This window comes from Nonomuraea dietziae (assembly GCF_014195505.1).
Lineage (GTDB): Bacteria > Actinomycetota > Actinomycetes > Streptosporangiales > Streptosporangiaceae > Nonomuraea > Nonomuraea roseola.
Genome location: NZ_JACIBV010000001.1, coordinates 3,938,333 through 3,963,197 on the forward strand (window position 1 = coordinate 3,938,333; position 24,865 = coordinate 3,963,197).

General features: G+C 70.8%; 23 protein-coding genes and 1 pseudogene. 14 read left to right on the forward strand and 10 right to left on the reverse strand.

The window, feature by feature from the left end:
• Positions 1–351 precede the first annotated feature (351 nt).
• Entirely contained in the window at positions 352–774 is a 423-nt protein-coding gene (mscL, locus tag FHR33_RS18685; RefSeq protein ID WP_183649255.1) for a large conductance mechanosensitive channel protein MscL, read from the forward strand.
• On the opposite strand, the gene FHR33_RS18690 is transcribed toward mscL, so the two are convergent.
• On the reverse strand, positions 775–2,337 hold the full coding sequence (locus FHR33_RS18690) for a hypothetical protein (protein ID WP_183649258.1): 1,563 nt from the start codon (positions 2,335–2,337) through the stop codon (positions 775–777).
• An 87-nt stretch (positions 2,338–2,424) separates the two neighbouring features.
• On the opposite strand from FHR33_RS18690, the gene FHR33_RS18695 reads away from it, so the two are divergent.
• From FHR33_RS18695 to pip (FHR33_RS18705), 3 genes are read left to right on the forward strand one after another with little or no spacing between them, the layout of a single operon-like run.
• Positions 2,425–3,012 (forward strand): hypothetical protein, encoded by a 588-nt coding sequence (locus tag FHR33_RS18695; RefSeq protein ID WP_183649261.1) that lies wholly within the window; start codon positions 2,425–2,427, stop codon positions 3,010–3,012.
• A gap of 26 nt (positions 3,013–3,038) precedes the next feature.
• A complete protein-coding gene (pip, locus tag FHR33_RS18700) occupies positions 3,039–3,956 on the forward strand; it encodes a prolyl aminopeptidase (RefSeq protein ID WP_183649263.1) in 918 nt (305 codons plus the stop codon).
• Between the two features lie 11 nt (positions 3,957–3,967).
• Positions 3,968–4,930 carry a prolyl aminopeptidase gene (pip, locus tag FHR33_RS18705; protein ID WP_183649266.1) on the forward strand — a complete coding sequence of 321 codons (963 nt, stop codon included), beginning with the start codon at positions 3,968–3,970 and terminating at the stop codon, positions 4,928–4,930.
• Here pip (FHR33_RS18705) and FHR33_RS18710 read toward each other — a convergent pair.
• A complete protein-coding gene (locus tag FHR33_RS18710; protein WP_183649270.1) occupies positions 4,863–5,432 on the reverse strand; it encodes a phosphatase PAP2 family protein in 570 nt (189 codons plus the stop codon). The genes pip (FHR33_RS18705) and FHR33_RS18710 overlap by 68 nt on opposite strands.
• A gap of 136 nt (positions 5,433–5,568) precedes the next feature.
• Positions 5,569–5,895, reverse strand: a complete 327-nt coding sequence (locus FHR33_RS18715) for a hypothetical protein (protein ID WP_183649272.1) — start codon at positions 5,893–5,895, stop codon at positions 5,569–5,571.
• 77 nt (positions 5,896–5,972) lie between these two features.
• Here FHR33_RS18715 and FHR33_RS52675 point away from each other — a divergent pair, with 77 nt between their 5' ends.
• On the forward strand, positions 5,973–6,767 hold the full coding sequence (locus FHR33_RS52675) for a universal stress protein (RefSeq protein WP_183649275.1): 795 nt from the start codon (positions 5,973–5,975) through the stop codon (positions 6,765–6,767).
• A gap of 27 nt (positions 6,768–6,794) precedes the next feature.
• Positions 6,795–8,759, forward strand: a complete 1,965-nt coding sequence (locus FHR33_RS18725) for a sensor histidine kinase (protein WP_221241149.1) — start codon at positions 6,795–6,797, stop codon at positions 8,757–8,759.
• Here FHR33_RS18725 and FHR33_RS18730 read toward each other — a convergent pair.
• A complete protein-coding gene (locus tag FHR33_RS18730; RefSeq protein ID WP_183649280.1) occupies positions 8,756–9,364 on the reverse strand; it encodes a response regulator transcription factor in 609 nt (202 codons plus the stop codon). The genes FHR33_RS18725 and FHR33_RS18730 overlap by 4 nt on opposite strands.
• 98 nt (positions 9,365–9,462) lie before the next feature.
• On the opposite strand from FHR33_RS18730, the gene FHR33_RS18735 reads away from it, so the two are divergent.
• Both FHR33_RS18735 and FHR33_RS18740 read left to right on the forward strand, forming a co-directional pair.
• On the forward strand, positions 9,463–10,194 hold the full coding sequence (locus FHR33_RS18735) for an ABC transporter ATP-binding protein (RefSeq protein ID WP_183649283.1): 732 nt from the start codon (positions 9,463–9,465) through the stop codon (positions 10,192–10,194).
• Entirely contained in the window at positions 10,194–12,539 is a 2,346-nt protein-coding gene (locus FHR33_RS18740) for an ABC transporter permease (RefSeq protein WP_183660162.1), read from the forward strand. Before FHR33_RS18735 ends, FHR33_RS18740 begins: the two co-directional genes overlap by 1 nt.
• Here FHR33_RS18740 and FHR33_RS18745 read toward each other — a convergent pair.
• Both FHR33_RS18745 and FHR33_RS18750 read right to left on the reverse strand, forming a co-directional pair.
• Positions 12,499–13,644: a glycosyltransferase gene (locus tag FHR33_RS18745; RefSeq protein WP_183649286.1), complete on the reverse strand. Its 1,146-nt coding sequence runs from the start codon at positions 13,642–13,644 to the stop codon at positions 12,499–12,501. The two genes, FHR33_RS18740 and FHR33_RS18745, sit on opposite strands and share 41 nt — an antisense overlap.
• Entirely contained in the window at positions 13,641–14,546 is a 906-nt protein-coding gene (locus FHR33_RS18750) for a glucosyl-3-phosphoglycerate synthase (protein ID WP_183649289.1), read from the reverse strand. The genes FHR33_RS18745 and FHR33_RS18750 overlap by 4 nt, the downstream gene beginning before the upstream one ends.
• Before the next feature lie 108 nt (positions 14,547–14,654).
• Between FHR33_RS18750 and FHR33_RS52680 the strand changes: the two genes are divergently transcribed.
• Together FHR33_RS52680 and FHR33_RS53295 are read left to right on the forward strand one after the other, a co-directional pair.
• A complete protein-coding gene (locus tag FHR33_RS52680) occupies positions 14,655–15,608 on the forward strand; it encodes a Gfo/Idh/MocA family protein (protein ID WP_221241151.1) in 954 nt (317 codons plus the stop codon).
• Complete coding sequence (locus tag FHR33_RS53295) at positions 15,587–16,678, forward strand: zinc-binding dehydrogenase (protein ID WP_183649292.1); 1,092 nt, start codon at positions 15,587–15,589, stop codon at positions 16,676–16,678. The genes FHR33_RS52680 and FHR33_RS53295 overlap by 22 nt, the downstream gene beginning before the upstream one ends.
• 18 nt (positions 16,679–16,696) lie before the next feature.
• Here the strand turns inward: FHR33_RS53295 and FHR33_RS52690 are convergent.
• From FHR33_RS52690 to FHR33_RS18775, 3 genes and pseudogenes are all read right to left on the reverse strand, one after another.
• Positions 16,697–17,875 (reverse strand): annotated as a pseudogene (locus FHR33_RS52690) (MGH1-like glycoside hydrolase domain-containing protein); the annotation flags it as partial.
• Complete coding sequence (locus tag FHR33_RS18770) at positions 17,872–18,657, reverse strand: sugar phosphate isomerase/epimerase family protein (protein ID WP_183649295.1); 786 nt, start codon at positions 18,655–18,657, stop codon at positions 17,872–17,874. The gene FHR33_RS18770 and the pseudogene FHR33_RS52690, both read right to left, overlap by 4 nt.
• Positions 18,654–19,703 carry a zinc-binding dehydrogenase gene (locus FHR33_RS18775; RefSeq protein ID WP_183649298.1) on the reverse strand — a complete coding sequence of 350 codons (1,050 nt, stop codon included), beginning with the start codon at positions 19,701–19,703 and terminating at the stop codon, positions 18,654–18,656. The genes FHR33_RS18770 and FHR33_RS18775 overlap by 4 nt, the downstream gene beginning before the upstream one ends.
• Positions 19,704–19,991: 288 nt before the next feature.
• On the opposite strand from FHR33_RS18775, the gene FHR33_RS18780 reads away from it, so the two are divergent.
• Genes FHR33_RS18780 through FHR33_RS18795 form a run of 4 tightly spaced genes read left to right on the forward strand, consistent with a single transcriptional unit; the run spans position 19,992 to position 24,265 of the window.
• Positions 19,992–21,356 carry an ABC transporter substrate-binding protein gene (locus FHR33_RS18780; RefSeq protein ID WP_183649301.1) on the forward strand — a complete coding sequence of 455 codons (1,365 nt, stop codon included), beginning with the start codon at positions 19,992–19,994 and terminating at the stop codon, positions 21,354–21,356.
• Positions 21,353–22,300 (forward strand): carbohydrate ABC transporter permease, encoded by a 948-nt coding sequence (locus FHR33_RS18785; protein ID WP_183649304.1) that lies wholly within the window; start codon positions 21,353–21,355, stop codon positions 22,298–22,300. The genes FHR33_RS18780 and FHR33_RS18785 overlap by 4 nt, the downstream gene beginning before the upstream one ends.
• Positions 22,281–23,126: a carbohydrate ABC transporter permease gene (locus tag FHR33_RS18790; protein ID WP_312895607.1), complete on the forward strand. Its 846-nt coding sequence runs from the start codon at positions 22,281–22,283 to the stop codon at positions 23,124–23,126. Before FHR33_RS18785 ends, FHR33_RS18790 begins: the two co-directional genes overlap by 20 nt.
• Before the next feature lie 2 nt (positions 23,127–23,128).
• Positions 23,129–24,265 (forward strand): ROK family transcriptional regulator, encoded by a 1,137-nt coding sequence (locus FHR33_RS18795; protein ID WP_183649306.1) that lies wholly within the window; start codon positions 23,129–23,131, stop codon positions 24,263–24,265.
• Here the strand turns inward: FHR33_RS18795 and FHR33_RS18800 are convergent.
• Complete coding sequence (locus tag FHR33_RS18800; protein WP_183649309.1) at positions 24,210–24,860, reverse strand: phosphatase PAP2 family protein; 651 nt, start codon at positions 24,858–24,860, stop codon at positions 24,210–24,212. The two genes, FHR33_RS18795 and FHR33_RS18800, sit on opposite strands and share 56 nt — an antisense overlap.
• Positions 24,861–24,865: the final 5 nt, after the last annotated feature.

Consider the following 24,865-nt stretch of genomic DNA (forward strand, 5'->3'; position numbering starts at 1 on the left):
TAGATGCCCAATTCTCGCCCCTGGATAACCCCGTACCGGTTACACACCACCTCCAGAGGCACGCGGTGTCCGTGACGCGGATGGGGCAGCACGACCACCTCGCTCGCCCAGCAGGCCGCCGCGATCACCTGGCGTCCGGCTTCCAACTGGTCGGGGATGGTTCCGGCTCTGCACCGCACCCATGCACGCGCGCCGACGGCCGAGGAATGGGACGAGTTCGTCCTTAGCCCCGATGGCGCCGTTCTGCGCTTCTCCAGTCAGGAGTGGGAAAGCTTCGTCGAGGCCGTCACAAGGGGTCGATTCGACGGCATCTAGGTTTGCCGTCCGCTCCCCCGGCAATGTGCCAGCGCCATGGGTGGATTCAAGCAGTTTCTCCTCAGGGGCAACATCGTCGAGTTAGCCGTCGCGGTGATCGTCGGGGCCACCTTCAGCGGGCTCGTCCAGGCGCTCGTCGCCGACCTCATCACGCCCCTCATCGGCGCGGTGACCGGCGGCAAGAACCCCGACTTCGCGCAGTACTCCTTCACGATCAACGGCAGCGAGTTCAAGTACGGCGACTTCCTCAACCACCTGATCAGCTTCGTGATCATCGCGGCGGTCGTCTACTGGCTGGTCGTGACGCCGATGACCAAGCTGATCAGCCTCTTCGAGAGGGACAGGGCCGCCACGACGAAGCAGTGTCCCGAGTGCCTCAGCGACATCCCGATCGAGGCCAGGAGGTGCGCCCACTGCACGGTGGAGCTGGTGCCGGAGGCCGAGAAGCCGCAGGTCTGATCAGCGCAGCACCGTGACGGCCGCGCCGTCGGCGTTCGTGGCCGTGTCGCCGTCGACCGTGACGCCCGCGCTGGCGGCGGAGACACGGTAGTGGCGGCCCGAGGGGGCGCTCCACCACACGCTGGCGGCGATGTCGGGGGCCAGGCGGCTGCAGTCCCATGTCCCGTGGGTGACGCCGGTGCGGGTGGCGGTGGTGCGCCCGCCCGAGGTGGCCAGCAGGACCGCCTGGACCGCGCCCGCTCCCGAGGGGTCGGTCAGCCTGACGCAGAACCACTGTCCGCGCGCGCCCTCGGGCAGCCGCACGGAGCGGAAGGCCCACGCCGAGGCCTCGCGCACCTCGCTGACCGGGCGGGGAAGGGCGCAGCCGAGCCGCCGCCACGCGCTCGCCAGCGACCCCTCGCCCCGATAACTGACCCTCGCGGGCGCGAGCCGCCCCAGGTCGACCATCGTGTACGGCAGGCCGGGCGGCACCTCGGGCGCGCGCAGCCTGACCAGCGGACCGCGCCAGCATCCGTCCTCGCGCAGCACGGGAACCGGCCCGATCACCCCGTCGGCGATCGCCGACGTGCGCCATCCGCCGTCGAAGGGCGCCATGGCGGCCTCGGTCACCCACGGCGGGAGCAGGTAGCGGCTGCCCCTGGGGGTGGCGGTGAGCTTCAGCGGGCTTGAGCCGCCGGGCTCGGGAAGGACCTCGAGCGTGGGCTTGCCCTTCGTCTCGAGATAGCGCGCCACCTGCGAGGACCGCCTGAGGAGAACGACGGCGGTGGCGCCGAGGCGCCCGGCGTAGAGGAGTTGAGGATGGCGGCGCCCCCACGCGCGCATCGCCCTGCCGATCAGCGCGCGGTCGGACAGGAGGTCGCCGCGCGGAGGCCAGGTGGCGAGGTCGAGTGAGGTCGTGGTGCGCCAGGCGCCGGGCGCGGCCGTCTCGGGGGTGGCGGCCGGTGCGGCGGCCGAGCTCGGACGGCCGGAACCCAGCCACGGCACGACGGCGACCACCGCCACGGCGCAGAACACCAGAGCCGCCAGCAGCCTGCGCGGCGCCTCGACGTCGAGCCTGCCGTAGAGCCTGGCCAGGCAGGGATCGGCGGCGGGTCTGTGCAGGGTGGCCGTGGCGCCGAACCGCTCCTCCATCTCGGTCAGGGCCGCCAGGGCGCCCGCGGGGTCGGGCACCCCCGCGGCCGCCAGCACCTGGGCGACCTCCTCGGCCGCGCGTTCCTCCAGCCTGAGCAGCGCGTAGGCGGCGCGGGCGGGGGCCGGCACGGCCTCCAGCGCCCGGGTGAAGCCGATGTCGCCACTACGGGTCACGGCGGGCACGACCTCCACGGCGGCCAGCAGGCCCGTCCACGGGCGCGGCCTCGCGCGCAGCGCCGAACGCAGCAGCAGGGCGCGCAGCCGTACGGGGTCCTCGTCCTGATGGCGGGAGAGCGCGGCCGCCGCCAGGCGGTGGGCGAGCACCACCCTGCGGTGCTCGCCCGTCCACGCCGGCAGCGTCAGGTAGGCGAGCCAGACCAGGTCGCGGTACGGCTTGGCGAGCGCCCGGCTGTCTCGGATCGACCCTCGCACCGGCATTCCTCACGATTGGTGACTGCTCAAGCACATATCGTAGCCATGGTGTCACTCGCGCGCCCGCCGCACGGCAAGATAGGGGGCATGAGCATGGAGTTGATGGTCTGGCGCGAGAACGAACCGATCACCAGGGAGCAGGCCGCGCAGACCTACAGCCTGGCCCAGGGCACGCCGCCGGCCGACACGGTGGTCCCCGAGGTGGCCGCGCTGGCCAAGGAGGTGCCCGGCCACGCCAGGCTCTTCCCCGAGCACGCGCTGATCGTCATGGAGCCCGACGACCTCGACGAGGTCTCCAACCGCGTCTTCGCCCTGGCCCGCCACTACGGCCTGGTCTGCTACGACCCGCAGCGCCACCTGGTGCACAACCTGGCCCCGCTCGGCGTCGACCCCGAGACCCAGCTTCACACCGGCGACGGCATGCTGGTGACCAACCCCGACCTGGCGCTGGTGCACGACGTGCTCGGCACGCTGTCGCCGCAGAACCCCTTCGCCGTCCTGGTGACCTTCGGCCGTCACTTCATCCAGGTCTCGCCAGGCTACGAGCTGGAGTACAAGGAGGGCACGATCCGCCGCACGATGGTGCCCGCCCTCGAGGAGGTGCGCAGGGCCTTCCACGAGTACGCCATCGGCGAGCGGGGCTTCCTCGAGCGCTTCCACTGGAGCGCACGCTAGGCGCGCCCACCCTGCATGATCGAGAGATGGAGATCTACCCGCCCATCGAGCCGCACGCCTCGGGGATGCTCGACGTCGGCGACGGCAACGAGATCTACTGGGAGGTCTGCGGGAACCCCGACGGCAAGCCCGCCGTCTTCCTGCACGGCGGCCCAGGAGGCGGGCTCATGCCCGTCCACCGGCAGCTGTTCGACCCCGACGCCTATCGCATCGTCCTGTTCGACCAGCGCAACTGCGGCAGGAGCACGCCGCACGTGCGCGCGGAGGGCGTCTCGCTCGAGCACAACACCACCTGGCACCTCGTCCAGGACATGGAGCTGCTGCGCGAGCACCTCGGCATCGACACCTGGCAGGTCTTCGGCGGTTCGTGGGGCAGCACGCTGGCGCTCGCCTACGCGCAGACCCATCCCCACCGGGTCACCGAGCTGATCCTGCGCGGCATCTTCACCATGCGGGAGTCCGAGCTGCGGTGGGAGCCCGCCCGTGACCTGCTTCCCGACCACTGGGAGCGCTTCACCGAGGGGGTCAAGGGCGACGTGATCGCCGACTACCGCCGCCGCTTCGCCGACCCCGACCCGTCCGTACGGCTGGCCGCGGCCAGGGCGTGGGCGCGCTGGGAGATGGTGATCTGCAACCTGATCCCCGACCTGAGCCCGATGGACGACGAGTTCGCCCTGTCCTTCGCCCTGATCGAGAGCCACTACGTCGTCAACCGCGGCTTCCTCGAGGAGGGGCAGCTCATCCGCGACGTCGGCAGGATCAGGCACATCCCCGCCGTCATCGTGCAGGGCCGCTACGACCTGGCCACCCCCATCGCCACCGCCTGGGACCTGCACAGGGCCTGGCCCGAGGCCGACTTCAGGATCGTGGAGGGCGCGGGGCACTCGGGCGGCGAACCCGCCGTGGCCGCCGAGCTGGTCGCCGCCACCGACCGGTTCAGGTAAGACAGGATCCCATGAGCCTCTATCCACCCATCGAGCCCTACGAGCACGGCATGCTCGACGTCGGCGACGGCAACCAGATCTACTGGGAGGTCTGCGGCAACCCCGACGGCAAGCCCGCGGTCATGCTGCACGGAGGGCCCGGCAGCGGCTGCTCCGCCAAGCACCGGCGCCAGTGGGACCCCTCGGCGTACCGGATCGTCCTGTTCGACCAGCGCAACTGCGGGCGCAGCAGGCCCCACGCCGGCGATCCCCTGGTGTCGCTGAAGGCCAACACCACCTGGCACCTGGTCAGGGACATGGAGCTGCTGCGCGAGCACCTCGGCATCGACACCTGGCAGGTCTTCGGCGGTTCGTGGGGCAGCGCGCTAGCGCTGGCCTACGCCCAGACCCACCCTGACAGGGTCACCGAGCTGATCCTTCGCGGCATCTTCACGCTCAGGCCCGCCGAGCTGCGCTGGTTCTACCAGGAGGGCGCCTCGTTCCTCTTCCCCGACCTGTGGGAGTCCTACCTCGCGCCCATCCCCGAGGAGGAGCGCGGCGACCTGATCGCCGCCTTCGCCAGGAGGCTCGAGAGCAAGGACGACCGGGTGCGGGTGGCCGCCGCCCGCGCCTGGGCGCAGTGGGAGGCGGCCACCATCACGCTCTACCCCGATCCCGAGCATGTGGCCGAGTACGGCGAGGAGGGCAAGGCCGTCTCCTTCGCCAGGATCGAGAACCACTACTTCGTCAACGGCGGCTTCTTCGAGCCGGGGCAGCTCATCCGCGACGTCGACAGGATCAGGCACATCCCCGCGGTCATCGTGCAGGGCCGCTACGACGCCTGCACCCCGATGGCCACCGCCTGGGACCTGCACAGGGCCTGGCCCGAGGCGGAGTTCCACATCGTGGACGACGCGGGGCACGCCTTCACCGAGCCTGGGACTCTCGCCAGGCTGGTGGCAGCCACTGACGCGTTCGCCGTACCAAAGGGGTGAAGGCGCCGACGGTCAGCAGCGCGAGCAGGGGCGCCATGGTGACACCGAACAGGTAGCCGATCGCCACGTCGTGCGGGTAGTGCACACCGACGAACACGCGCGAGAACGCCATCAGCGCGGCCAGCGGCAGCACCAGCCAGGCCAGCCGCCGCCACACCAGGGTCAGCGCACCCGCGGAGGCGGCCGCGATCACGGCGTGGTTGCTGGGAAAGGACCAGTCACCGACCGGCGGGCAGGCCGCGATGGTGGCGATCCCGCCCCTGCACGGCCGCTCCTCCTTGATGAGCAGCTTGACCACCTCGCTGAGCACGTAGGCGGCCACGACCGCGAAGGGCCCTGCCAAGGTGAGGGCCAGGTCGCGGTCGGGTGCCGCCCTGGCCCGCCAGAACGCCACCGCGAAGAGCGCCGCGAACAGCAGCAGTCCCGCGTCGGTGCCGATCTCGGCGAGGGTGTGCACCCACTCCGGCATGCTCATCGCGAAGGCGACGATGTCCCCGTACATCTCGTGTCATGTCCAATCGGTGAAAGATCGATGAACATGAACCCTAGGGAAGAGCGATACCCACTGCGTCGCCCTTTCGGTCGACTGGCCGACCTTGACGTCGGCCTTTCGGCCGGTTGCCCGACCTTGACGAAAGTCAGGAATGGGACAGGTGGCCGAGCACCTGCCGGTCGAGGTCGATGCGTTTCTGCAGCAGTTCGCCCTCGGTGATCAGCCCTCTGTCGAACGCGTCGAGCGTGGCGTCGCGTTCGGCCACGTAGTAGGCCGCCATGATCTCGCCGCGGAGCGGGGTGAACCCGCGCTCGACGCAGTCGCAGAAGACGTTCGCCTTGCCTTCGAGCAGTTCGGGCTCGACCGTGCAGGCCATCTCATGAGCCTTCATCCTGCGGACCGCCTCGCGCAGGGTGACGGGGCCGAAGGCGTCATTGAAACGGGTGTCCAGCGTGATCTTCGTCGTCCTCACCTTCTCCCTGGATCCCTCAACGTACAACCCCTGACGAATCATGAATATTCCCAGGTCAGATGGGGTAAGGGCGCAGCGTGATCGGAGAGCACGTCGTCGTCGGATACACGCACGACTCGGGTGGACGTGACGCTCTCGCACTCGGGGCCGCCATCACGGGGGTCACCGGCGGCGAGCTGACAGTGGCCACGATCCACCCTCAGGAGAGCGCCGGACGGGCCGTCGAGGCGCAGGCCAATCTGGCGCACGCGGCCGAGCAGCTGGGCGAGGTGCCCGCGCAGTACCTCGCCTTCGAGAGCCGCGGTTCGGGGCGGGGCCTGTCGGTGCTGGCCAGCAGGATCAGGGCCGACCTGATCGTGGTCGGCTCCCCTCCTGGCGGGCCGCGCGGGCGCATCGCCATCGGCAGCACCGCCGACCACCTGCTACACCTGTCGCCCGAGGCGGTCATGATCGCCCCGTTGGGCTACGAGCCGGTCGGCGCGCCGGCCAGGCTGACGCTGGCCTACGTGCGCAGGCCGCAGGCCGACGAGGCGGTCGAGCGGGTGGCCCAGGCGGCGCTCCGGCTGGGCGTGCCCATGCGCCTCATCACCCTCGACCTGCGCACCGAGGACAGCGGCAGGCTCCGCGACGACCTGGCGCTGGCCGTACGGCTGGCGTGGGAGAGCACCGGCATCGAGGCGGAGGCCGAGACCGCGGAGGGCCACGACGTGTCGGCGGCGCTGGCCGGCGTGGAGTGGCCGCCAGGCGAGCTGCTGGTGTGCGCCGCCAGCGAGGACGCCCAGCCGCACAGGGTCTTCCTCGGCGAGGTCGCGATGAAGGTGTTGCGCGCTTCCTCGTGCCCCGTCGCCGTGCTGCCCAGGGGCTTCTCCTAAGCTGCGGGAGTGCCGCAGAGAGCCCGCTTGATCACCTTCGTCGTTCTCGGCGGGTTCGCCGGCGTCTACGTGGTGGCGGGCTCGCCACTGGCCCTGGTGGTGTTCGCCGCGCAGGCCGCCTTCGTCGTCCGCCGCCGATGGTGGCTGCCGCTCGTCGTCGCGGTGACCGCCTATACCTCGGTGCTCACCATGGGCACCTCGGTCGGGATCCTCGGCTTCGTGGGCGGTTCGCTGCTGCTGACCCGGCTGTGGCCGCTCGCGCCCGTGGCCGGGGTCAGCGCCGCGCTGCTCGGCCCCGCCGACTCCGCGATCAGCGCGGTGCTGATCGCGCTGGTCGTCTACGGCCTCACCCGCCTGACCGAGCGGGTCGACGAGGTCCACGCCACCAGGCTCGCCCTGGCGATGACCTCCGTCGCCGAGGAGCGCCTGCGCATCGCTGCCGAGCTGAACGAGGGCCTGGGCAGGGCGCTGGCCGTGATCGCGGACAGCGCGCGGGCGGGCAGGCCCGATGTCGACACCGCCAGGCGCGCCCTGGCCGACGCCCGCGCGGCCGCAGCCGGCTACCGGGCGATGTCGCTGACCCCCGAGATCACGACCGCCAGGGCGATGCTGGCCGCGGCGGAGATCGGCGCGGAGGCCAGGGTCGGCCACCACGAGCCGCTGGGCCCCGCGGGCGCGCTGCTGGCGGCCGTCCTGCGCGAGGCGGTGACCGAGGTCGTACGGCGCCGCGCCGCGACCACCTGCCTGATCGAGACCGTCGAGGAAGAGGGCGGCGTACGGCTGCGCGTGACCGACGACGGAGCCCGCACCGCCGAGTCGCGGTTCATGGGCGAGCTGCCCGTGCGGGTCGAGGAGGCGGGCGGCACGTTGACCACGTCCATGGGCGCGGACGGCAGGCTGACGGTCGAGGCCACACTCCCCGGCACCCGCCCTGTCCCCGAGCGCGACGGCGCCTACGCGCTCTCTCTCGCCCTGCTCGCCGCCGTGCTGGCCGGCTTCTCGCTGAAGGGCCTGCTGCTCGCCGAACACGTGTGGGCCTCCGCGGCGCTCCTCGCGCTGATCTGCGTCATGCAGCTGCGCTCGGTCAGGGGCCGCCACATGGTCGCCCTCGCGGTGATGACCGCGCTCACCTACGCGCCGCTGCCGCTCCTCGGCACGTCCTGGCTTGGTGTGGCGGGGTTCCTGGCGGGACCTGTCCTGCTCACCTTCTCGTGGAAGGTGGCGCTGCCCCTGGTCTGCCTGGTGCTGGCCAGCGTGGCCTGGGCGGGCGTCCTCCTGGAGCTGCCCGTGCCCGTGACCGTCAACTACACGGTCAGCACGCTGGTCACCGGCCTGGTCGTCTACGGGCTGGCGCGGCTGGCCCAGCTGGTCAGGGAGCTGATGGAGGCGCGCCAGGCCCTGGCCCGCTCGGCGGTGGTCGAGGAGCGCCTGCGGGCCGCCCGTGACCTGCACGACCTGCTCGGCCACAATCTCGCGGCGATCCTGCTCACCTGCGAACTGGCTCGCAGACTCGACCCCGAGGGCGCGAGGGCGCGACTCGAGGAGGTGCAGGCGATGGTCGAGCGCGCGGAGCGGGATCTGCGGGCGGTCTCAGGAGAGGGCCCCTCGATGTCGCTGGGCACGGAGGCCGACTCGGCACGTTCGGTGCTGGCGGCGGCGGGCATCTCGGTCACGCTCGACCTCGGCCACGGGGAGCTCGGCGAGCAGGTCGAGACGGTGCTGAGCACGGTGCTCAGGGAGTCGGTCACCAACGTGCTGCGCCACAGCTCGGCGCGCCACTGCACGGTCACGACCACCCGGGTGGACGGCGTGGTGCGGCTGCGCGTGCGCAACGACGGCGTGGGCTCGGCCGAGGTCCGCCACGGCTCGGCGGGCATCGGCAACCTGACCACGCGCCTGGCCGTGCTGCGGGGCGCTCTCACCACCGCGCGAGGCGAGGACTGGTTCGAGTTGACCGCCGAGGCGCCGGTCCTGACCTGGGCGGCCCGCTAGATCCAGCCCGCCTCGCGGGCGATGCGGGCGGCGTCGGTGCGGTTGCGGGCGTTGAGCTTGGCGACGATCGCCGTCAGGTAGTTGCGCACGGTGCCCGCGCTGAGGAAGAGCCTGGTGGCGATCTCGGTGGCCTCCGCGCCGTCGGCGGCCATGCGCAGCACGTCCGCCTCCCTGGGGGTGAGCGGGTTGTCCGCCAGGTCCCACGCCGTGACCGCCAGCGAGGGGTCGAGCACCCGCTCCCCCGCCGCCACCTTGCGGATCGCCGCCGCCAGCTCCTCGGGCGGCACGGTCTTCAGCACGAACCCGTCGACCTGGGCGTCGAGCGCGCGCCGCAGATGTCCCGGCTTGCCGTACGCGGTCAGCATGAGCGTGCGGCAGCCTGGCAGCCTGGTGCGCAGCTCGCCTGCCGCCTCGAGGCCGTCGATCACGCCCGGCATGTCGATGTCGAGCACCGCGACGTCGGGCCGGTGCGCCAGCGCGGCGGCCACGACCTCGTCGCCGGACTCCACGGCGGCCACGACCTCGAGGTCCTGTTCGAGGCCGAGCAGCGCGACGAGAGCGCCCCTGATGACGTGCTGGTCCTCTGCCAGCAACACGCGAATCACAGGCATATGTCTACCAGTGTCCGGATCATGATGACGTCATGGTCGACGGATGATCGCGTCTCTGGTCGGTGAAGCCGCAGTTCAGCAGGCTTGGAGTCATGACAGACGTGGTGCGGTTGGAGTCGGTGAGCAAGATCTACGGCAGGGGGCAGAGCGCGGTGGCCGCCCTTCGTGAGATGTCGGTGGGCATCCCTCGCGGGAGCTTCACGGCGGTGATGGGCCCCTCGGGATCGGGCAAGAGCACGTTCCTGCACTGCTCGGCGGGTCTGGACGTGCCGTCCTCCGGCTCGGTGAGGCTCGGCGGCACCGAGCTGGCAGGGATGGACGAGAGCGCGCTCACCGAGCTGCGCAGGCGCCGGGTCGGCTTCGTCTTCCAGGCGTTCAACCTGGTGTCGGCGCTGACGGTACTCGAGAACATCACCCTGCCGCTGCGCCTGGCCGGTGCGAAGGTGGACGGCGCGTGGCTGGCCGAGATCGTCGGCAGGGTCGGCCTCGACGGCCGCACGGGACACCGCCCCGCCCAGCTGTCCGGCGGGCAGCAGCAGCGGGTGGCGATCGCCAGGGCGCTGGTGACCAGGCCCGAGGTGGTCTTCGGCGACGAGCCGACCGGCGCGCTCGACACGATGACCGCCCGCGACGTGCTGGTCCTGCTGCGCGAGGTCGTCTCCTCGCTGGGCCAGACCGTGGTGATGGTCACGCACGACCCGGTGGCCGCCTCCTACGCCGACACCGTCCTCTTCCTGGCCGACGGCCGAATCGTGGACTCGATGGCCGCCCCGACCGCCGAGAAGGTGGCCGAGCGGATGACCAGGCTGGGGGCGTGGAACTGATGATCTCCTTCGCGTTGAGTACGCTGCGGCACCGCAAGGCGGGCTTCGCCGGCGCGTTCGTGGCCCTGCTGTGCGCGGCGGCGCTGGTGACGGCGTGCGGACTGCTGCTGGAGACCGGGTTGCGCGGCGGGGTCGCGCCCGAGCGGTACGCCGGCGCGCCGGTGATCGTGGCGGGTGACCAGTTCGTCCGCAGCACGGTCGGTGAAGGAGAGAAGGTCAAGACCAAGGCCAAGGCGCTGTCGGAGCGGCGCTGGATCCCCGCCTCCGTGGCCGCCGAGCTGGCCAAGGTGCGGGGAGTGGAGAAGGTGGTCAGCGAGGTGACCTTCCCCGTCGGCTCCGCCCTCGGCCACGGATGGGAGTCGGCAGCGCTCACCCCCTTCACCCTGGCCTCGGGCCGTGCCCCTGAGGCCGCCGACGAGGTGGTGGTCGACGCGCGGTTCGCGGGCCGCTCGCTCACGGTGGGCTCGCGCGTCTACCGGGTCGTCGGCGTCACCGCGCAGGCCCTGCCCAGCCAGGACACGATCTTCTTCAGCACCCGTGAGGCCAGGCGACTGGCCGGCAGGCCTGGCCAGGTCAGCGCCGTCGGCGTCTTCCCAGCAGTGAACGTCAGCGTCAAGGGCGCCGTCGTGTACACGGGCGACGAGCGCGGCACGGTCGAGTTCCTCGGCGCGGAGAAGGCGAGGGTGATGCTGATCAGCCTGGGCGGCGCGCTCGGCGGCACCTCGCTCCTGGTCGCGATCCTGGTCGTGGTCGGCACGTTCGCGCTGTCGGTCCAGCAGCGTCAGCGTGAGCTGGCCATGCTGCGGGCGGTGGCCGCCACGCCCAGGCAGATCCGCAAGCTGCTGGGCGGCGAGGCGTTGCTGGTCAGCCTGGCTGCGGGCCTGCCCGGGTCGCTGCTGGGCATCCTCCTCGGCTTCTGGCTGCGTTCGCGGTTCGTCGCACTCGGCGCGATGCCCGGCAACCTCGGGCTCGTCGTGAGCCCGTTCCCCGTGGCCGCGGCGCTCCTGGCCACCGTGGCGGCCGCATGGGCCGCCGCCCGCGTCAGCGCCCGCCGTACGGCCAGGATCCGGCCCGTCGAGGCGCTCGGCGAGGCCGCCATGCCGGGGGCGCGGCTGCCATGGGCGCGCCTGCTGGCGGGGGCGCTGATCGTGGCGGGCGCCGTGGTCCTCACGATCGTGCTGTCGAACCTGAACACCGAGGCCGCCTCCAGCCCCGTCACGATGCTCACCGCGCTGGTCTGGACGATCGCGGTGGCGGTGCTCGGCCCGGCGCTCGCCAGGCTGGTCATGGCGCTGCCGGTGCGCGCGCCCGGCGCAGGCGGCTACCTGGCCGCAGCCAACCTGCGCGCGAACTCCGCCCGCATGGCCGCCGTCATCACCCCGCTCAGCCTGATGATCGCGATGACGTGCACCATCCTGTTCGTCCAGACCACGATGGGCCAGGCCGCCACCGACCAGGCTGCGGCGGGCATCAGGGCCGACCACGTGCTCGGCTCCGACGCGCCCGCGGCCGTCCGGACGGTGCGGGGTGTCCGCGCCACGACCGACGTGCTGCGAACCTCGGTCAGGATCGACCTGGAGAGGTACGGCGCGCAGGCCGTCACCCCCGAAGGGCTCGACCAGACCATGGACCTGGGCGTGAGCGCGGGCTCCCTGCGGGGCTTCGGCGAAAGTTCGGTCGCGGTCAGCTCGACGGCGGCCGAGCGTCTGGGCGTCGTCGTGGGCTCCCCGCTCACGCTCACGCTCGGCGACGGCACCCCCGCCTCGCTCAAGGTCGCCGCCGTCTACACCCGTGGCCTCGCCTTCGGCGACCTCACCCTGCACCACGCGCTCGTGGCCGCGCACGTGGACGACCCGCGCGGCACCCTCCTGGTGGCGGGCGGCGAGCGGGCCGCGCTGGAGCGGGCGGCGGGCGGCGCCCGGGTGGAGTACCCGGCCGAGGTCGCGATGTCCAACGCGGCGGTCAACTACGTCGCGATGGGACTGATCGTCGCCTTCTGCGCGATCGCGGTGGTCAACACCCTGGCGATGTCCACGGTGGGTCGCGCCCGCGAGCTGGCGCTGCTGCGCCTGGTGGGCACCACCAAGCGCCAGGTGCTGCGCATGCTGCGCCTGGAGACGGCGACGGCCGTGCTGGTCGCCGCCGTGCTCGGAACCGCCGTGTCGCTGGTCACGCTCTCCGCCTTCAGCACGGGGATGACCGGCTCGGCGACGCCTTCGGTGCCGCCGCTCGCCTATCTCGCGGTGGTCGCGGCGGCGGCGCTTCTCGCGCTGGCCGCCACCGCGCTGCCCGCCAGGTTCGTCCTCAGGCAGTCCCCCGGCGAGGCGATCGGAGCCCGCGAGTGATGGCCCTGCCGTACACCTCGAGGTAGCGGTCGGCCATCACCGAGGGAGAGAAGCGCTGCTCGGCCTCGCGGCGGCACTCCTCGGGATCGATCTCCTCCACGCGCAGGAGCAGCTCGGCCAGCTGCTCCTCCGTGTCCGCCAGCCAGCCCGTGCGGCCGTGGTCGATGAGCTCGGGCAGGCAGCCTCGGCGCAGACCGACCGGCGGCACCCCGAGCGCCATGGCCTCGACCACGGCCGTGCCGCCGGGCTCGTCCCACTGGATGGGGAAGAGCGCGGCCCGCGCCGAGGCGTACAGCGCGTCTCGGGAGGGGCCGCCCACGCCGCCGATCCAGCGCACCAGGTCGCCGTCGAGGTAGGGGGCGAGCTGGTCGTGGAAGTAGCGCACGTCGGGATGGCCGTGCAGCGGATGCTCGGGATCCTGCAGAACGGCTTCGAGCTCGGCAGGGGTGTCCATGCCGCTGACCGGCCCCGCCAGCACGAGAGGCAGGCCGAGCTTCTGGCAGACCCTCGCGGCCAGGTGCTGGCCCTTCAGCCCGCAGATCCGGCCCATGACGATCACGTGCTCGCCCCGCCCGCCCTCGGAGGGCTGTCCTGCCAGCGGCGTGGCCAGATGGACCGGGCCCAGGGAGGCGGCCTGCAGCGCCGAGGGGGCGCGGGCCAGCTGCGAGGCCGACACGCCGTTGACGGAGATGCCGGGCGGGAAGCTGCCGTAGAAGCTCGCGTGCTTGCGCAGGTCCCAGTGGAGCGTGTGCAGGACCGGCGGCCCGCCGAAGGCCGACAGCATGGCGGGCCCGACGACCTCCAGATGGTCGTGCACCAGGTCGATGTCGTCGCGGCTGCGCAGCTCCTCGATCACCCGCGCCTGATGGGCGTGGGCCAGGCCCATCACCTGGTTGTACGGCTTCTGCAGATGCCCGAACTGCCCGTCGGGGAAGGCCGTGATCAGCTCGTCCACCTCGATCGAGCTCGAGCCCACGGAGGCGAGCACGACCTTCACGCCGCGGGCGCGCAGCGGCGGGATCAGCGTGGCCACGACGTTCTCGATACCGCCGTAGCCGTCGGGCGGGACGGGAAGCCACGGTCCCGCGTTCATGAGGATCTTCATGCCACGTCCTCCTCCATGACGGCGCTCAAGGACGCGAGCGGAGGCCGCTCGGCGACGGACACGTTGGTGAACGTGTCGGGGTTGAACTGGCGCAGCAGGGTCGCGGGCGGCTCGGAGGCGACGATCCTGCCCTGGCGTTCCAGGCGTGACCAGGCGGTGAGCATGATCTGCCCGGACATCCTGCCGAGCGCGGCGGTGCTCTGGTGGGAGTGCTCGCGGCTGCCGAGGTCCACTTGGGCCATGGCGTCCAGTCCGACCTTCTCCAGCAGGTCGACGAGGAGGCCGAACTCGACCCCGTACTCGGTGACGTACGGCACGCTCTCGAGCGCCGAGCGCCTGCCCGCGTACTCGCCTCCGAGCGGTTGCACGAATCCGGCCAGCTCGGGCCAGAAGAGGTTGAGCAGCGGTCTGGCGACCAGCTCGGTGACCCTTCCGCCCTCGCCGCGCCGTCCTCGCAGGGGCCGCTCGTAGGCGCCCTTCACGAACTGGATGCGCGGATCGGTGAGTAGTGGCCCGAGCAGCCCGGAGACGAAGTGGGCTCCGAAGTTGCGCAGGTCGGAATCTATGTAGACGACCACATCGCCGTGGCTGGCGGCCAGGCCCTTCCAGAGGGCCTCGCCCTTGCCCGACAGCGGTGGGAGTTCGGGAAGCACGTCGTCCTGACGGACGACGCGGGCTCCAGCCTCGGCCGCTCGGGCGGCCGTGGCGTCGGTGGAACGCGAGTCGACGACCAGGACCTCGTCGACCAGCTCTGCCAGATCCCTGCGGATCGTCGAGACGATCGCGCCCACTGTGCGCTCCTCGTCCCGCGCCGGCAGGACCACACTGACCGTGGTCGTGCCCTTGGCCAGGCGGAGCGCGTCGAGCGGCCAGTCGGCGGCGGTACTGGTATTCGTTTCCATGCAGTCTGCCCCGATCTGAAGGAGTTCGCCGGGAAGGCAGCTCTGCCCTGGTTATAGCGATTCGAACATCATTGTTTGCTCGACCGCAGATGAGGCATATGCCGAACCGTGACTCCATTCACCCGTATCGGCCTCATCGGCGCCGGAAATGTCGCCGCGCGCCACGCTGACGTTCTCTCCGGCTTCTCCGACGTGACGATTGCTGGAATCGCCGACACCGATCCCCACAAGGCCGAGGCTCTGGCCTCACGGCATGGCTCCCCCGCCTACGGCGACCATGCCGACCTCCTGGCTGCCGGCGGACTGGATGCGGTTTATGTATGCGTCCCTCCTTTTGCGCACGGTACGCCAGAGCTTGACGCCCTGGAGTGCGATCTACCGATATTTGTGGAAAAACCGCTCTCCCTGGACCTCGCCACGGCCGAGAAGATAGCCGCGGAGATCAAGCGCAGGGGGTTGCCGTCGGCGGTCGGGCACCACTGGCGCTACCTCGACATCCTCGACCGAGCCCGCGAGCTGCTGGCCGACCGGCCGGTCCAGCTCGCGATGGGCTACTGGCTGGACAAGATCCCGCCGGTCCCCTGGTGGACCAACCCTGAGATGTCCGGCGGCCAGGTGCTCGAACAGGCCGTGCACGTACTCGACCTGGCAAGGGTCCTGGTCGGCGAGGTGACGATGGCGCACACCGTGCCCGCCGCCGAGACGGACGGGGAGATCGCCAAGGCGACCGCGGCGGTGCTGCGGTTCTCCAACGGGGCGGCGGGACTGCTCGCGGCCACCTGCCTGCTGCCGGGCAAGAACAGGATCGGGCTGGAGCTGTGCGCCGACGGAATCTCGCTGGATCTGAGCGAAACGCGTCTCGCGGCCGACGGGTCGAGCATCATGGAGGATCCTGGCCAGGCCAAGACGCGCGTGGACAGGGAGTTCGTCAACGCCGTCCAGGGCAGGGCGAGTGACGTGCGCGTGCCGTACGAGGAGGCGCTGCGCACCCACCGGCTGGCCCACGCGGTCGCGCGTTCGGCTGTGGAGGGAGGCCCCGTATGGATGACATCCGCACCCTGAGCATCGAGGCGCCCGGCGAGATCACCTTCGTCGAGGAGAAGAGCCCCACCCTCGAACCTGGGACGTTCAGGGTCGAGACCGTCTACAGCGGCGTCTCGGCGGGAACCGAGCTGACCTACGTGAAGGGCACCAACCCCTACCTCCACTCCTCGTGGGACTCAGCGCTCGGCCTGTTCACCGAGGGCGTGCCGTCCATGGAGTACCCGGTGCGCGGCATCGGCTACATGCAGGTCGGCATGGTCACCGAGACCAGGACCGCCGCCGTCCGTGAGGGGACACTGCTGGCGATGGCCTACGGTCACCGCACGGGCTACGTCGCCGACCCGCTCAAGGACCGCTTCGTCGAACTTCCCGACGACCTCGACCCGCTGCTCGGCATCTACGTCGCCCACATGGGCCCGATCTGCGCCAACGGCCTGCTGCACGCCGCCGCCGACCTGCACGGGCCCGCCGTCCACGGTCTGGGCGACGGGGTGCGGGGACGGCGCGTGGCGGTCACGGGCGCGGGCGTGGTCGGCCTGCTGACCGCCAGCTTCGCCCTCAGGCACGGCGCGGCGGAGGTCGTCGTCGTGGACGAGACCGCCGAAAGGCTCCGCATCGCCGAGGCGCTCGGCGCGAAGACCGTGCAGGAGGATCCGGCCGTCACGCTCAAGGAGCGCTGGCGCCACGCCCCAGGCGACCGCGGCGCGGACGTGGTGTTCCAGTGCAGGGGGCAGGCCCGCTACCTCGCTCTGGCGCTGAAGCTGCTCAGGCCCCAGGGCACGGTGATCGACCTGGCCTTCTACCCCAGCGGCGCAGACGAGGTGCGCCTGGGCGAGGAGTTCCACCACAACGGGCTGTCGATCAGGTGCGCCCAGATCGGCAGGGTGCCGCGCGGCCTCGCCCACGCGTGGGACAGGGAGCGGCTCTCTCACGAGACGATCGAGCTGCTCCACGATCGCCGGGACCTACGCCGGCACGTGGTCACCGACCTCGTGCGTTTCGACGACGCTCCCAAGCTCCTCGCCGACCTCGCGGAGGGACGAAGGCACGCCGTCCAGGCCGTGCTGGCACAGGAGGTCGAGGACTAGCGCGGCCGACCAGCTGAAGTCGCGGCAGCCGTGGCCTTCGAGGGTGAAGGGGTCGAAGTACTCCCTGAACCCCGAGGTCGTGACCGCCCTGACCATGCCGTCGGCCAGCAGCTCCGCGAGATCGGGCCTGCGGTGCCTCAGACCCTGCCAGACCAGCCAGGTGAGGTTGATCCAGCTGGGCCCGCGCCAGTAGCGGGCGGGGTCGAACTCGGCGGTGCCGGGGGCGAAGCTGGGCAGCAGCCCTCGCTTGATCTCGAAGCGGTCGAGCGCGGTGCCGATCAGCGCGTTGACGATCTCGCGGGGCAGGTCGGGAAGGATCAGCGGCACGAGGCCCGCCGCGCTGCTGGAGCGCAGCAGGATGCCGCTGCCGGCGTCGCGACCGTGGAAGAGTCCGTCGTCGTAGAGGTGCTCGACCATCGCGGCGGTGATCCTGGCGGCCTCGGCGTGGTGCGGGGCGGGGTCGAGGCCGACAGCGGAGGCGATCTTCGCCAGGGCCGACTCGGCGGCGCCGTACGCGGCGTTGAACAGCGGGTCCTCCACCGCGAACGCGCCCGCCCTGCGGTAGCCGGTGTCGCGGTAGGCACGGGCGAGGGCGGTGTAGCGCTCGTAGTCGCGGTCGGTGGGCCGCTCGTCGGGGCTGACGTGGGCCAGGTCGCGGCGGCGCACGCCCATCGGGCCCGCGACGACCGCCGCGAGGGGGATGTCCCACGCGGGGCTGTTGTCCATGCCCGACTCCCACGGGTGCACGATCGACATCAGGCCCTCGGGCGACTGCCTCGCCGTACGGAGGAACTGCTGCTGGGCGACCAGGCGCGGGTAGATGCGGCGCAGGAAGGCAGGGTCCGGCTCGGCCAGGTGGACCTGCCATGCGGCCATGGCGTGCACGGGCGGCTGCACGATGCCGGAGGTCGCGCTGCCCGAGGGGGCGCGCGCCTCCCAGAACTCGGGTCCGGGGAAGTAGGCGCCCTCGGGCACATCGGGGTTGAAGACGATGTGCGGCACCCTGCCGTCGCGCCACTGGGCGCCGAACAGCGACAGCAGCTCGATGCGGGCCCTGCGCGGCGACCATCGCGCGTTGCCGATCGCGATGAAGGCGGAGTCCCAGCTCCATTGGTGGGGGTAGAGCCGCCTGGACGGGACGGTGTAGCTACCGTCCCAGTTGGCGACCAGGACACGCACGGCTTCACGCGCGATCATATGAACTTCCTGATGAAGGCCGCGGTCTGCGGCAGGACGATCTCGGGTTCACCGCGCAGCCGGCACTCGAGGGCGAGGTAGCCGTCGTAGCCGATGGCGTCCAGGGTGGCCAGCTGCGCCGCCCAGTCCAGGTGGCCCGTCCCCGGCTGGTTGCGGTTGGACTCGCTGATCTGCATGTGCGCGAGGTACGGCCCGGCCTCCACCAGCGAGCGGCAGGGGTCGTCCTCCTCGATGTTCATGTGATAGGTGTCGCCGACGACCCTGATGGAGTCCATGGCGCAGTAGGACACCGCCTCGGCCAGGGTGTTGACCATGTGGTTCTCGTAGCGGTTGAGCGGCTCGAGCATGATCTTCACGCCGTTGCGCTGCGCGTGCTCGCCCAGCGTGCCGAGCGCCTCGGCCAGCACCTCGCGGTCGTCGTCGGGGCCGCGCGGCGGCTCGAACGGCGGCAGCCTGCGCGAGAACTGCCCCCATGAGGCAGGCGTCATCACGCCGATGCCGCCCAGCTCGGCGATCACCGTGAGCTGCGAGCGCAGCTGCTGGATGGCGTCCTTGCGCTTGGCGGGGTCGAAGTCACCGATGAAGTGCGGCATGTCCACACAGACCGTCGGCATCACCACGCCGTCGGCCAGCGCGCGCTTGAGCTCGGTCAGCCTGCTGGCGAAGTGGAAGTCGCCCTTGCCACGCAGCTCGATCGCGTCGAATCCCGCCTCGACCGCGAACGTGAACTTCTCCTGCAGCGTGCGCCCTGGCAGCAGCTGCTCCTGTACGGCGAGCTTCATCCTGTTGTTTCCTCAAGGCTCCGGTCGAAGGCGAAGACGAGTTGCAGTACGTCCGCGGGGTGGCGATCGAGCAGGTCGAACGCCTCGGCCGCCGACTCGACGGGCATGACGTGGCTGATCAGGCGCTCGGCGTCGACCTCGCCCCGGTAGACGAGCTCCATGAACGTGCGCTGCAGCCGCTCGACGTCCCACCTGTGGGACATCCACGAGGCGACGCCGCCGATCTGCGAGGAGACGAGCTGCACCTGGTTGTGGTGGAACTCCTCTCCCAGCCGCAGCCCGACGCCCTCGCCCTGGTAGAAGCCGGCCGCGACGACCCTGCCGCCCTTGCGGACGGTCCTGATCGCCTCGTGGAGCCCCTGGTGGCTGCCGCTGAGCTCGATCGCGGTGTCGGCGCCCTCGATGCGTTTACGGACGAACTCGGCCACCGAGCCCGCCCCCACGTCGAAGGCCTCGGCGGCGCCGAAGCGCTTGGCCAGCTCGAGGCGGGCGGGAAGGGCGTCGGCGGCGACCACCCTGGCGCCGTTGAGCACGGCGAGCCTGGTGGCGAGCAGCCCGATCACGCCCTGCCCGAAGATCGCCACCTGGTCGCCGAGATGGATGTCGGCGGCGTGGACGGCGTTGAGCGCGATCGCGCCGACCCTGGCGAAGACGCCCGCCAGCGGGTCGACGCCCGGCGGGATCATGTGACCCACCAGCTTCTCCGCGGGCACGATCGCCTCGTCGCGGTGGCCCCAGATGCCCCACACCAGCGACCCGACGGGCGGGTCGCTGACGTCGGGAGCGGCCTCGACGACCTCGCCGACTTCCTGGTAGCCCCATCCGCTCAGCGGATAGGTGTGGCTCTGACCCTCGACGAACAGGCGTCGCTCGGTGTCCCACTTGCGGTTGAGGTAGGGGTTGGTCCCCCTGTAGGCGGTCAGCTCCGTGCCCGCCGAGACGCCCGAGTAGAGGGTGCGAACCCGCACGGTGCCGGACGCCAGGTCGCCGGGCTCTTCCGCGCGCACGCGCACGAGACCCGGCTCTTCGATAGTGATGACGTGCATTCCCCACACTTACGCTTTTTGATCAAACAAAAGGTAGCGATTTAGCGCATGTTGGCATGCGATAGTTGCGCCCGTAACACACTTAAGTCTACGACTTTAGCTGGGCATTGCGTAAACAAAATTGCGCGCGTCTTCCGGAAAGCAACCTTTCCCATGATCCGCGATACGCGGGCTGACCAGGCAGATCACGCCATGCGGGTTTCTCAACGGATGCCCGAAATTGCCCTCTACGTTGCTTGCCCTGCTCAAGGGGTACGCCCAGGCACATCACCCCTGGAGGAGCGTGCCATGCCTCAGAAGGTAACCGCCGTCCTCTCCGCCGCGTTGCTGGCCATCACCGTGGCAGCGTGCGGTGGTGGGACGGAAGAGCGGAGCGCCGACGCGATCACCGTGTGGACCGAGGAGAACCTCGCCGACCGGATGGCCGTGCAGCAGCAGATCGTCGCCGACTTCACCAAGAAGACCGGGATCAAGGTCAACCTGGTCGGCGTCGCGGAGGACCAGTTCAGCCAGATCGTCACCTCGGCCGCCGCGGCGGGCAAACTGCCCGACGTCATCGGCGCGCTCCCCCTCGCGGCGGTGCGCGAGCTGGAGGCCAACGACCTGCTCGACACCGAGACCCCTGGCAAGATCGTCGACCAGCTCGGCCGAGACACCTTCTCCGCCAGGGCGCTGGAACTCGACAGCGCCTCGGGCAAGCTGCTGGCCGTCCCCAGCGACGGCTGGGCGCAGCTGATCCTCTACCGCAAGGACCTGTTCGAGAAGGCGGGCCTGGAACCGCCCGACACCTACGAGCGGCTGGAGGCGGCGGCCAAGAAGCTCAACACGGGCGGCGTGGCGGGCATCACGCTGGCCATCGCCCCCAAGGACTCCTTCACCGCGCAGAGCTTCGAGCACGTGGCGCTGGCCAACGGCTGCCAGCTGGTCGACAACGCGGGCAACGTCCCCCTGGACCAGCCGCCGTGCGTGCGGGCCTTCGACTTCTACTCGCGGCTGGCCTCGCAGTACTCCGTGAAGGGCAAGCAGGACGTCGACTCCACCAGGGCGACCTACTTCTCGGGCAAGGCGGCGATGACGATCTGGTCGTCGTTCATCCTCGACGAGATGGCGGGGCTGCGGAACGACGCCCTTCCCTCCTGCCCCGCGTGCAGGCAGGACAAGGAGTGGCTGGCCAAGAACACCGGCGTGGTCACCGCGTTGAAGGGCCCCGACGGCTCCGAGCCCGCGCAGTACGGCGAGATCGTCTCCTGGGCGGTCACCAGGGACGCCAACACCTCCGGCGCGCAGCAGTTCGTCTCGTTCATGATGAACGAGGGCTACGAGCGGTGGATCGGGATGGCCCCCGAGGGCAAGTTCCCCACCCGCAAGGGCTTCGAGGACAAGTGGACGGCGCTGCCTGCCGGGGTCGACAGCAAGAAGCCGCTGTCGGAGGTCTACCCCGCCGAGATCCTCGACTCGCTGCGCAAGAGCCCCGACACCTTCGCCAGGTGGGGCATCCCGCAGGGCCAGGGCAAGCTGGTCGGCGCCACGATGGGCGAGCTGCCCGTGCCCAAGGCGCTCAGCGCGATCGTCGACGGCTCACTGACCCCGCAGGCCGCGGCCACCCAGGCCAAGTCCGACGTCGAGACGATCAAGCGTGGGATCAGGGAATGACCACCGCAGGCGGTGGACGACTCACACGCAGGGGAAGGACGCTTCAGCAACAGGAGGCGAGAGCGGGGCTGGTCCTCATCTCGCCCACACTGCTCATCACGCTGGTGGTCGTCGTCGCTCCCCTGCTGTGGGCGATCATGCTCGCCTTCCAGGACGCCCGGCTGATCAACATCCGCAGGACGGGCCTGTTCGGCAACTACACGCTGGAGAACTTCTCCTACGTCATCTCCGAGCCCGGCTTCTGGTCCGCGCTCCTCAACACGCTCCTCTACACGATCGCGGGGACCGCGCTCTCGATCGTCATCGGCCTGGTCGCGGCGCTCGCGCTGCGGGGGGCCTTCAAGGGCCGCACGCTGGTGAGGGCCTCCATCCTGATCCCCTACGTCGCCCCTGTCGTGGCGGTCGCCTTCCTGTGGGAGGTGATGCTGAACCCCCAGTTCGGCATCGTCAACACCTGGCTGAGCGAGCCGATCGCCTTCCTCACCCAGGCCAGGGGCAGCTTCCTCGGCCTTCAGGTGCCGGTGGCGCTGCTCACGGTCATCGCCTTCGAGGCGTGGCGCTACTTCCCTTTCGCCTTCCTGTTCATCCTCGCCAGGCTCCAGGCGCTGCCCGGCGAGCTGGAGGAGGCGGCGGTGGTGGACGGCGCGACGCCCACCCAGCGCTTCCGCTACGTGATCATGCCGCAGCTCTGGCGGGTGGTCGCGCTGCTGGCGGTGCTGAGGTTCGTGTTCACCTTCACCAAGTTCGACGACGTCTACCTGCTCACGGGAGGCGGCGCCGGCACGGAGGTGGTCAGCGTGCGGGTCTACAACTTCCTCACCGCGCGCGACGACATCGGCGCCTCGGCGGCGCAGGCGATCGTGCTGGCCGTGGTGCTGGTGGTGTTCCTGGCCGTCTACCTGAGGTTCTTCGCCGGAGGTGAGCGTGACCAGAGATCGCTTTGAGCGGGCGCTGTTCAGGGTGCTCAGACCGCTGGTGATCGCGTTCCTGACGGTGATCACCGCGTTCCCCTTCCTCTACATGGTGATGTTGTCGGTCCGCGACATCCAGGAGCTGATCCTCGATCCTGGATCGCTGTGGCCGCAGAGCTTCACGCTGTCGACGTACGCGGACGTGCTGGGCAGGCAGGGCTTCGTCACCTTCATGGGCAACAGCGCGATCGTCGCGGTCGCCTCGGTCCTGGTGACGCTGCTGATCTCGATCCCCGGCGCGTACGCGGTGGCCAGGCTGCGCTTCTTCGGCCGCCGTCAGGTGCACTTCCTGTTCCTGGCCGTCTACCTCTTCCCCGCGATCGTGCTGGCGATCCCGCTGTTCGTGCTGTTCACCATGCTCGGGCTGCGCGGGTCGCTGCCAGGGCTGATCCTGGTCTACATCGCCCAGACGGTGCCCGTGACGGTCTACATGCTGCGCAACTACTTCGAGACCGTGCCGCAGAGCGTGGAGGAGGCGGCCGCCATCGACGGCTGCGGCCGGATGGAGACGATCTGGCGGGTGGTGCTGCCGCTGTCGAAGCCCGCGCTCATGGCCACGGGTCTCTACGCCTTCATGATCGCCTGGAACGAGTTCCTCTTCGCCCTGCTCTTCCTCGTGGAGCGCAGGGAGAGCTGGACCGTCTCGCTGGGCCTGTCGCAACTGGCGGGCAGTATCGAGATCCCGACGACCGTTCTCATGGCAGGATCGGTGGTTCTGACGCTCCCCATCGTCGTGGTGTTCTTCGCCAGTGAGCGATTGCTGACGGAGGGCCTCACGGCAGGCGCTGAGAAGGGCTAGAGATGCTGACGGCAGGACACGTCCTCCAGTTGATCAGGCAGGGCACTTGCCGTACCCGCAAAGAGCTGATCGAGTACACCGGCCTGTCCCGGTCCACCGTCACCGACAGGGTCGACAGGCTGATCGAGGCCGGCTACATCCACGAGGCCGAGCGAGGGGCGTCAGGGGGCGGGCGCCCTCCCTCGGTGCTGGCCATCGACCCGGCCAGCAAGGTGGCGCTCGTCGCCGACCTCGGCGCCAGCCACGCCCGCGTCGCGCTGACCGACCTGGCCGCGCGCCCGCTGGCGGAGGAGTCCACCCGGATGCGCATCGACAGGGGGCCCGAGCCCGTCCTGACCTGGGTGCGGGAGGCCTTCGAGCGACTGCTCGACCGCACCGGCAGCCCGCGGGAGCGGGTCTGCAGCATCGGCCTCGACCTGCCCGGCTCGGTCGACCACACCTCGGGCAAGGTGCTGAGGTCCTTCCTCATGCCGGGCTGGGACGACCTGCCGATCAAGGCGGCCTTCGGCGACCGGTTCGACGTGCCCATCCTGGTCGAGAACGACGCGAAGGCGATGGCGCTCGGCGAGTGGTGGGCCTCCTTCCGCACCTCGCCCTCGCTGCTGCTGGTGAAGGTCTCCACCGGCATCGGCGCGGGCATCGTGCTCGACGGGCGCATCTACAGGGGCGTGGAGGAGGCCGCGGGCAACATCGGGCACGTGCGGCTGCGCGAGAGCGACGACCGCGTGTGCACGTGCGGCTCCAAGGGCTGCGTCGCCTCGCTGGCCAGCGGGCACGCGCTGGCCGTCGACCTCGGCCAGGAGACCAGCCAGGACGTCGTCCGCCTGGTGCAGGCGGGCGACCCCGAGGCCATCGCGCGCACCCAGGAGGCGGGCCGCACGCTCGGCCTGGTGCTGGCCACGGCGGTCAGCCTGCTCAACCCTGGCGTGCTGGTGCTGGCCGGCGACATGGCGGAGACCAGGGAGCACTACCTCACCGGCATCAGGGAGAGCGTCTACCGGCGCAGCCTGCCGTTCACGACCAGGAACCTGGAGATCGTGACCAGCACGCTCGGCGGCAGGGCGGGCATCGTCGGCACCGCCGTCATGGTGACAGAGCACGTGCTGTCGCCCGCGAGCGTCGACGCCTCACTGGCTTGAAGGCCAGGACGCTGACGGCGAGCACGGCGACACCGAGCAGCATGCCGCCCACCACGTCGCTGACCCAGTGGACACCCAGCGCGACCCGTGTGTAGGACACCGAGAGCGCGAGGAGGGCGGCGCCCGCCCAGGCCAACGCCGCCGGCAGGGGCCTGCCGCGCAGGGCGGGCCGCGCCAGCAGCACGAGCACGCCCGCGCCCAGCGTGGCGGCCAGCGCGTGCCCCGAGGGGAAGGACAGCCCGGGAGCGCTGGACACCGGGTCGGGAAAGATCGGTCGCGCCCTGTCGATCAGGAGTTTCAGCCCCTCGCCCAGCAGGCCGCCCGCCACGGTCGTGATCAGTGCCCAGCCCGCGGCCAGCGGCGCGCCCCGCCACGCCAGCCACGCCGCGACCCCGACCACCACCACCCGCCACGTGGCGGGACCGAGCGCGTCGGTCCAGAAGGCCATGAGACGGGTCCATGCGGGGTTGGCGACCGCGTGGGCGTGCAGATCGTGCGCGACGGCCATGTCGAGGCCGTTGAGCGGCTGGCGGGCGACGTGGAGGAGCAGCCCGAAAGGGATCACGGTCAGAGCGAACGCGAGCCTGGCGATCATCACAC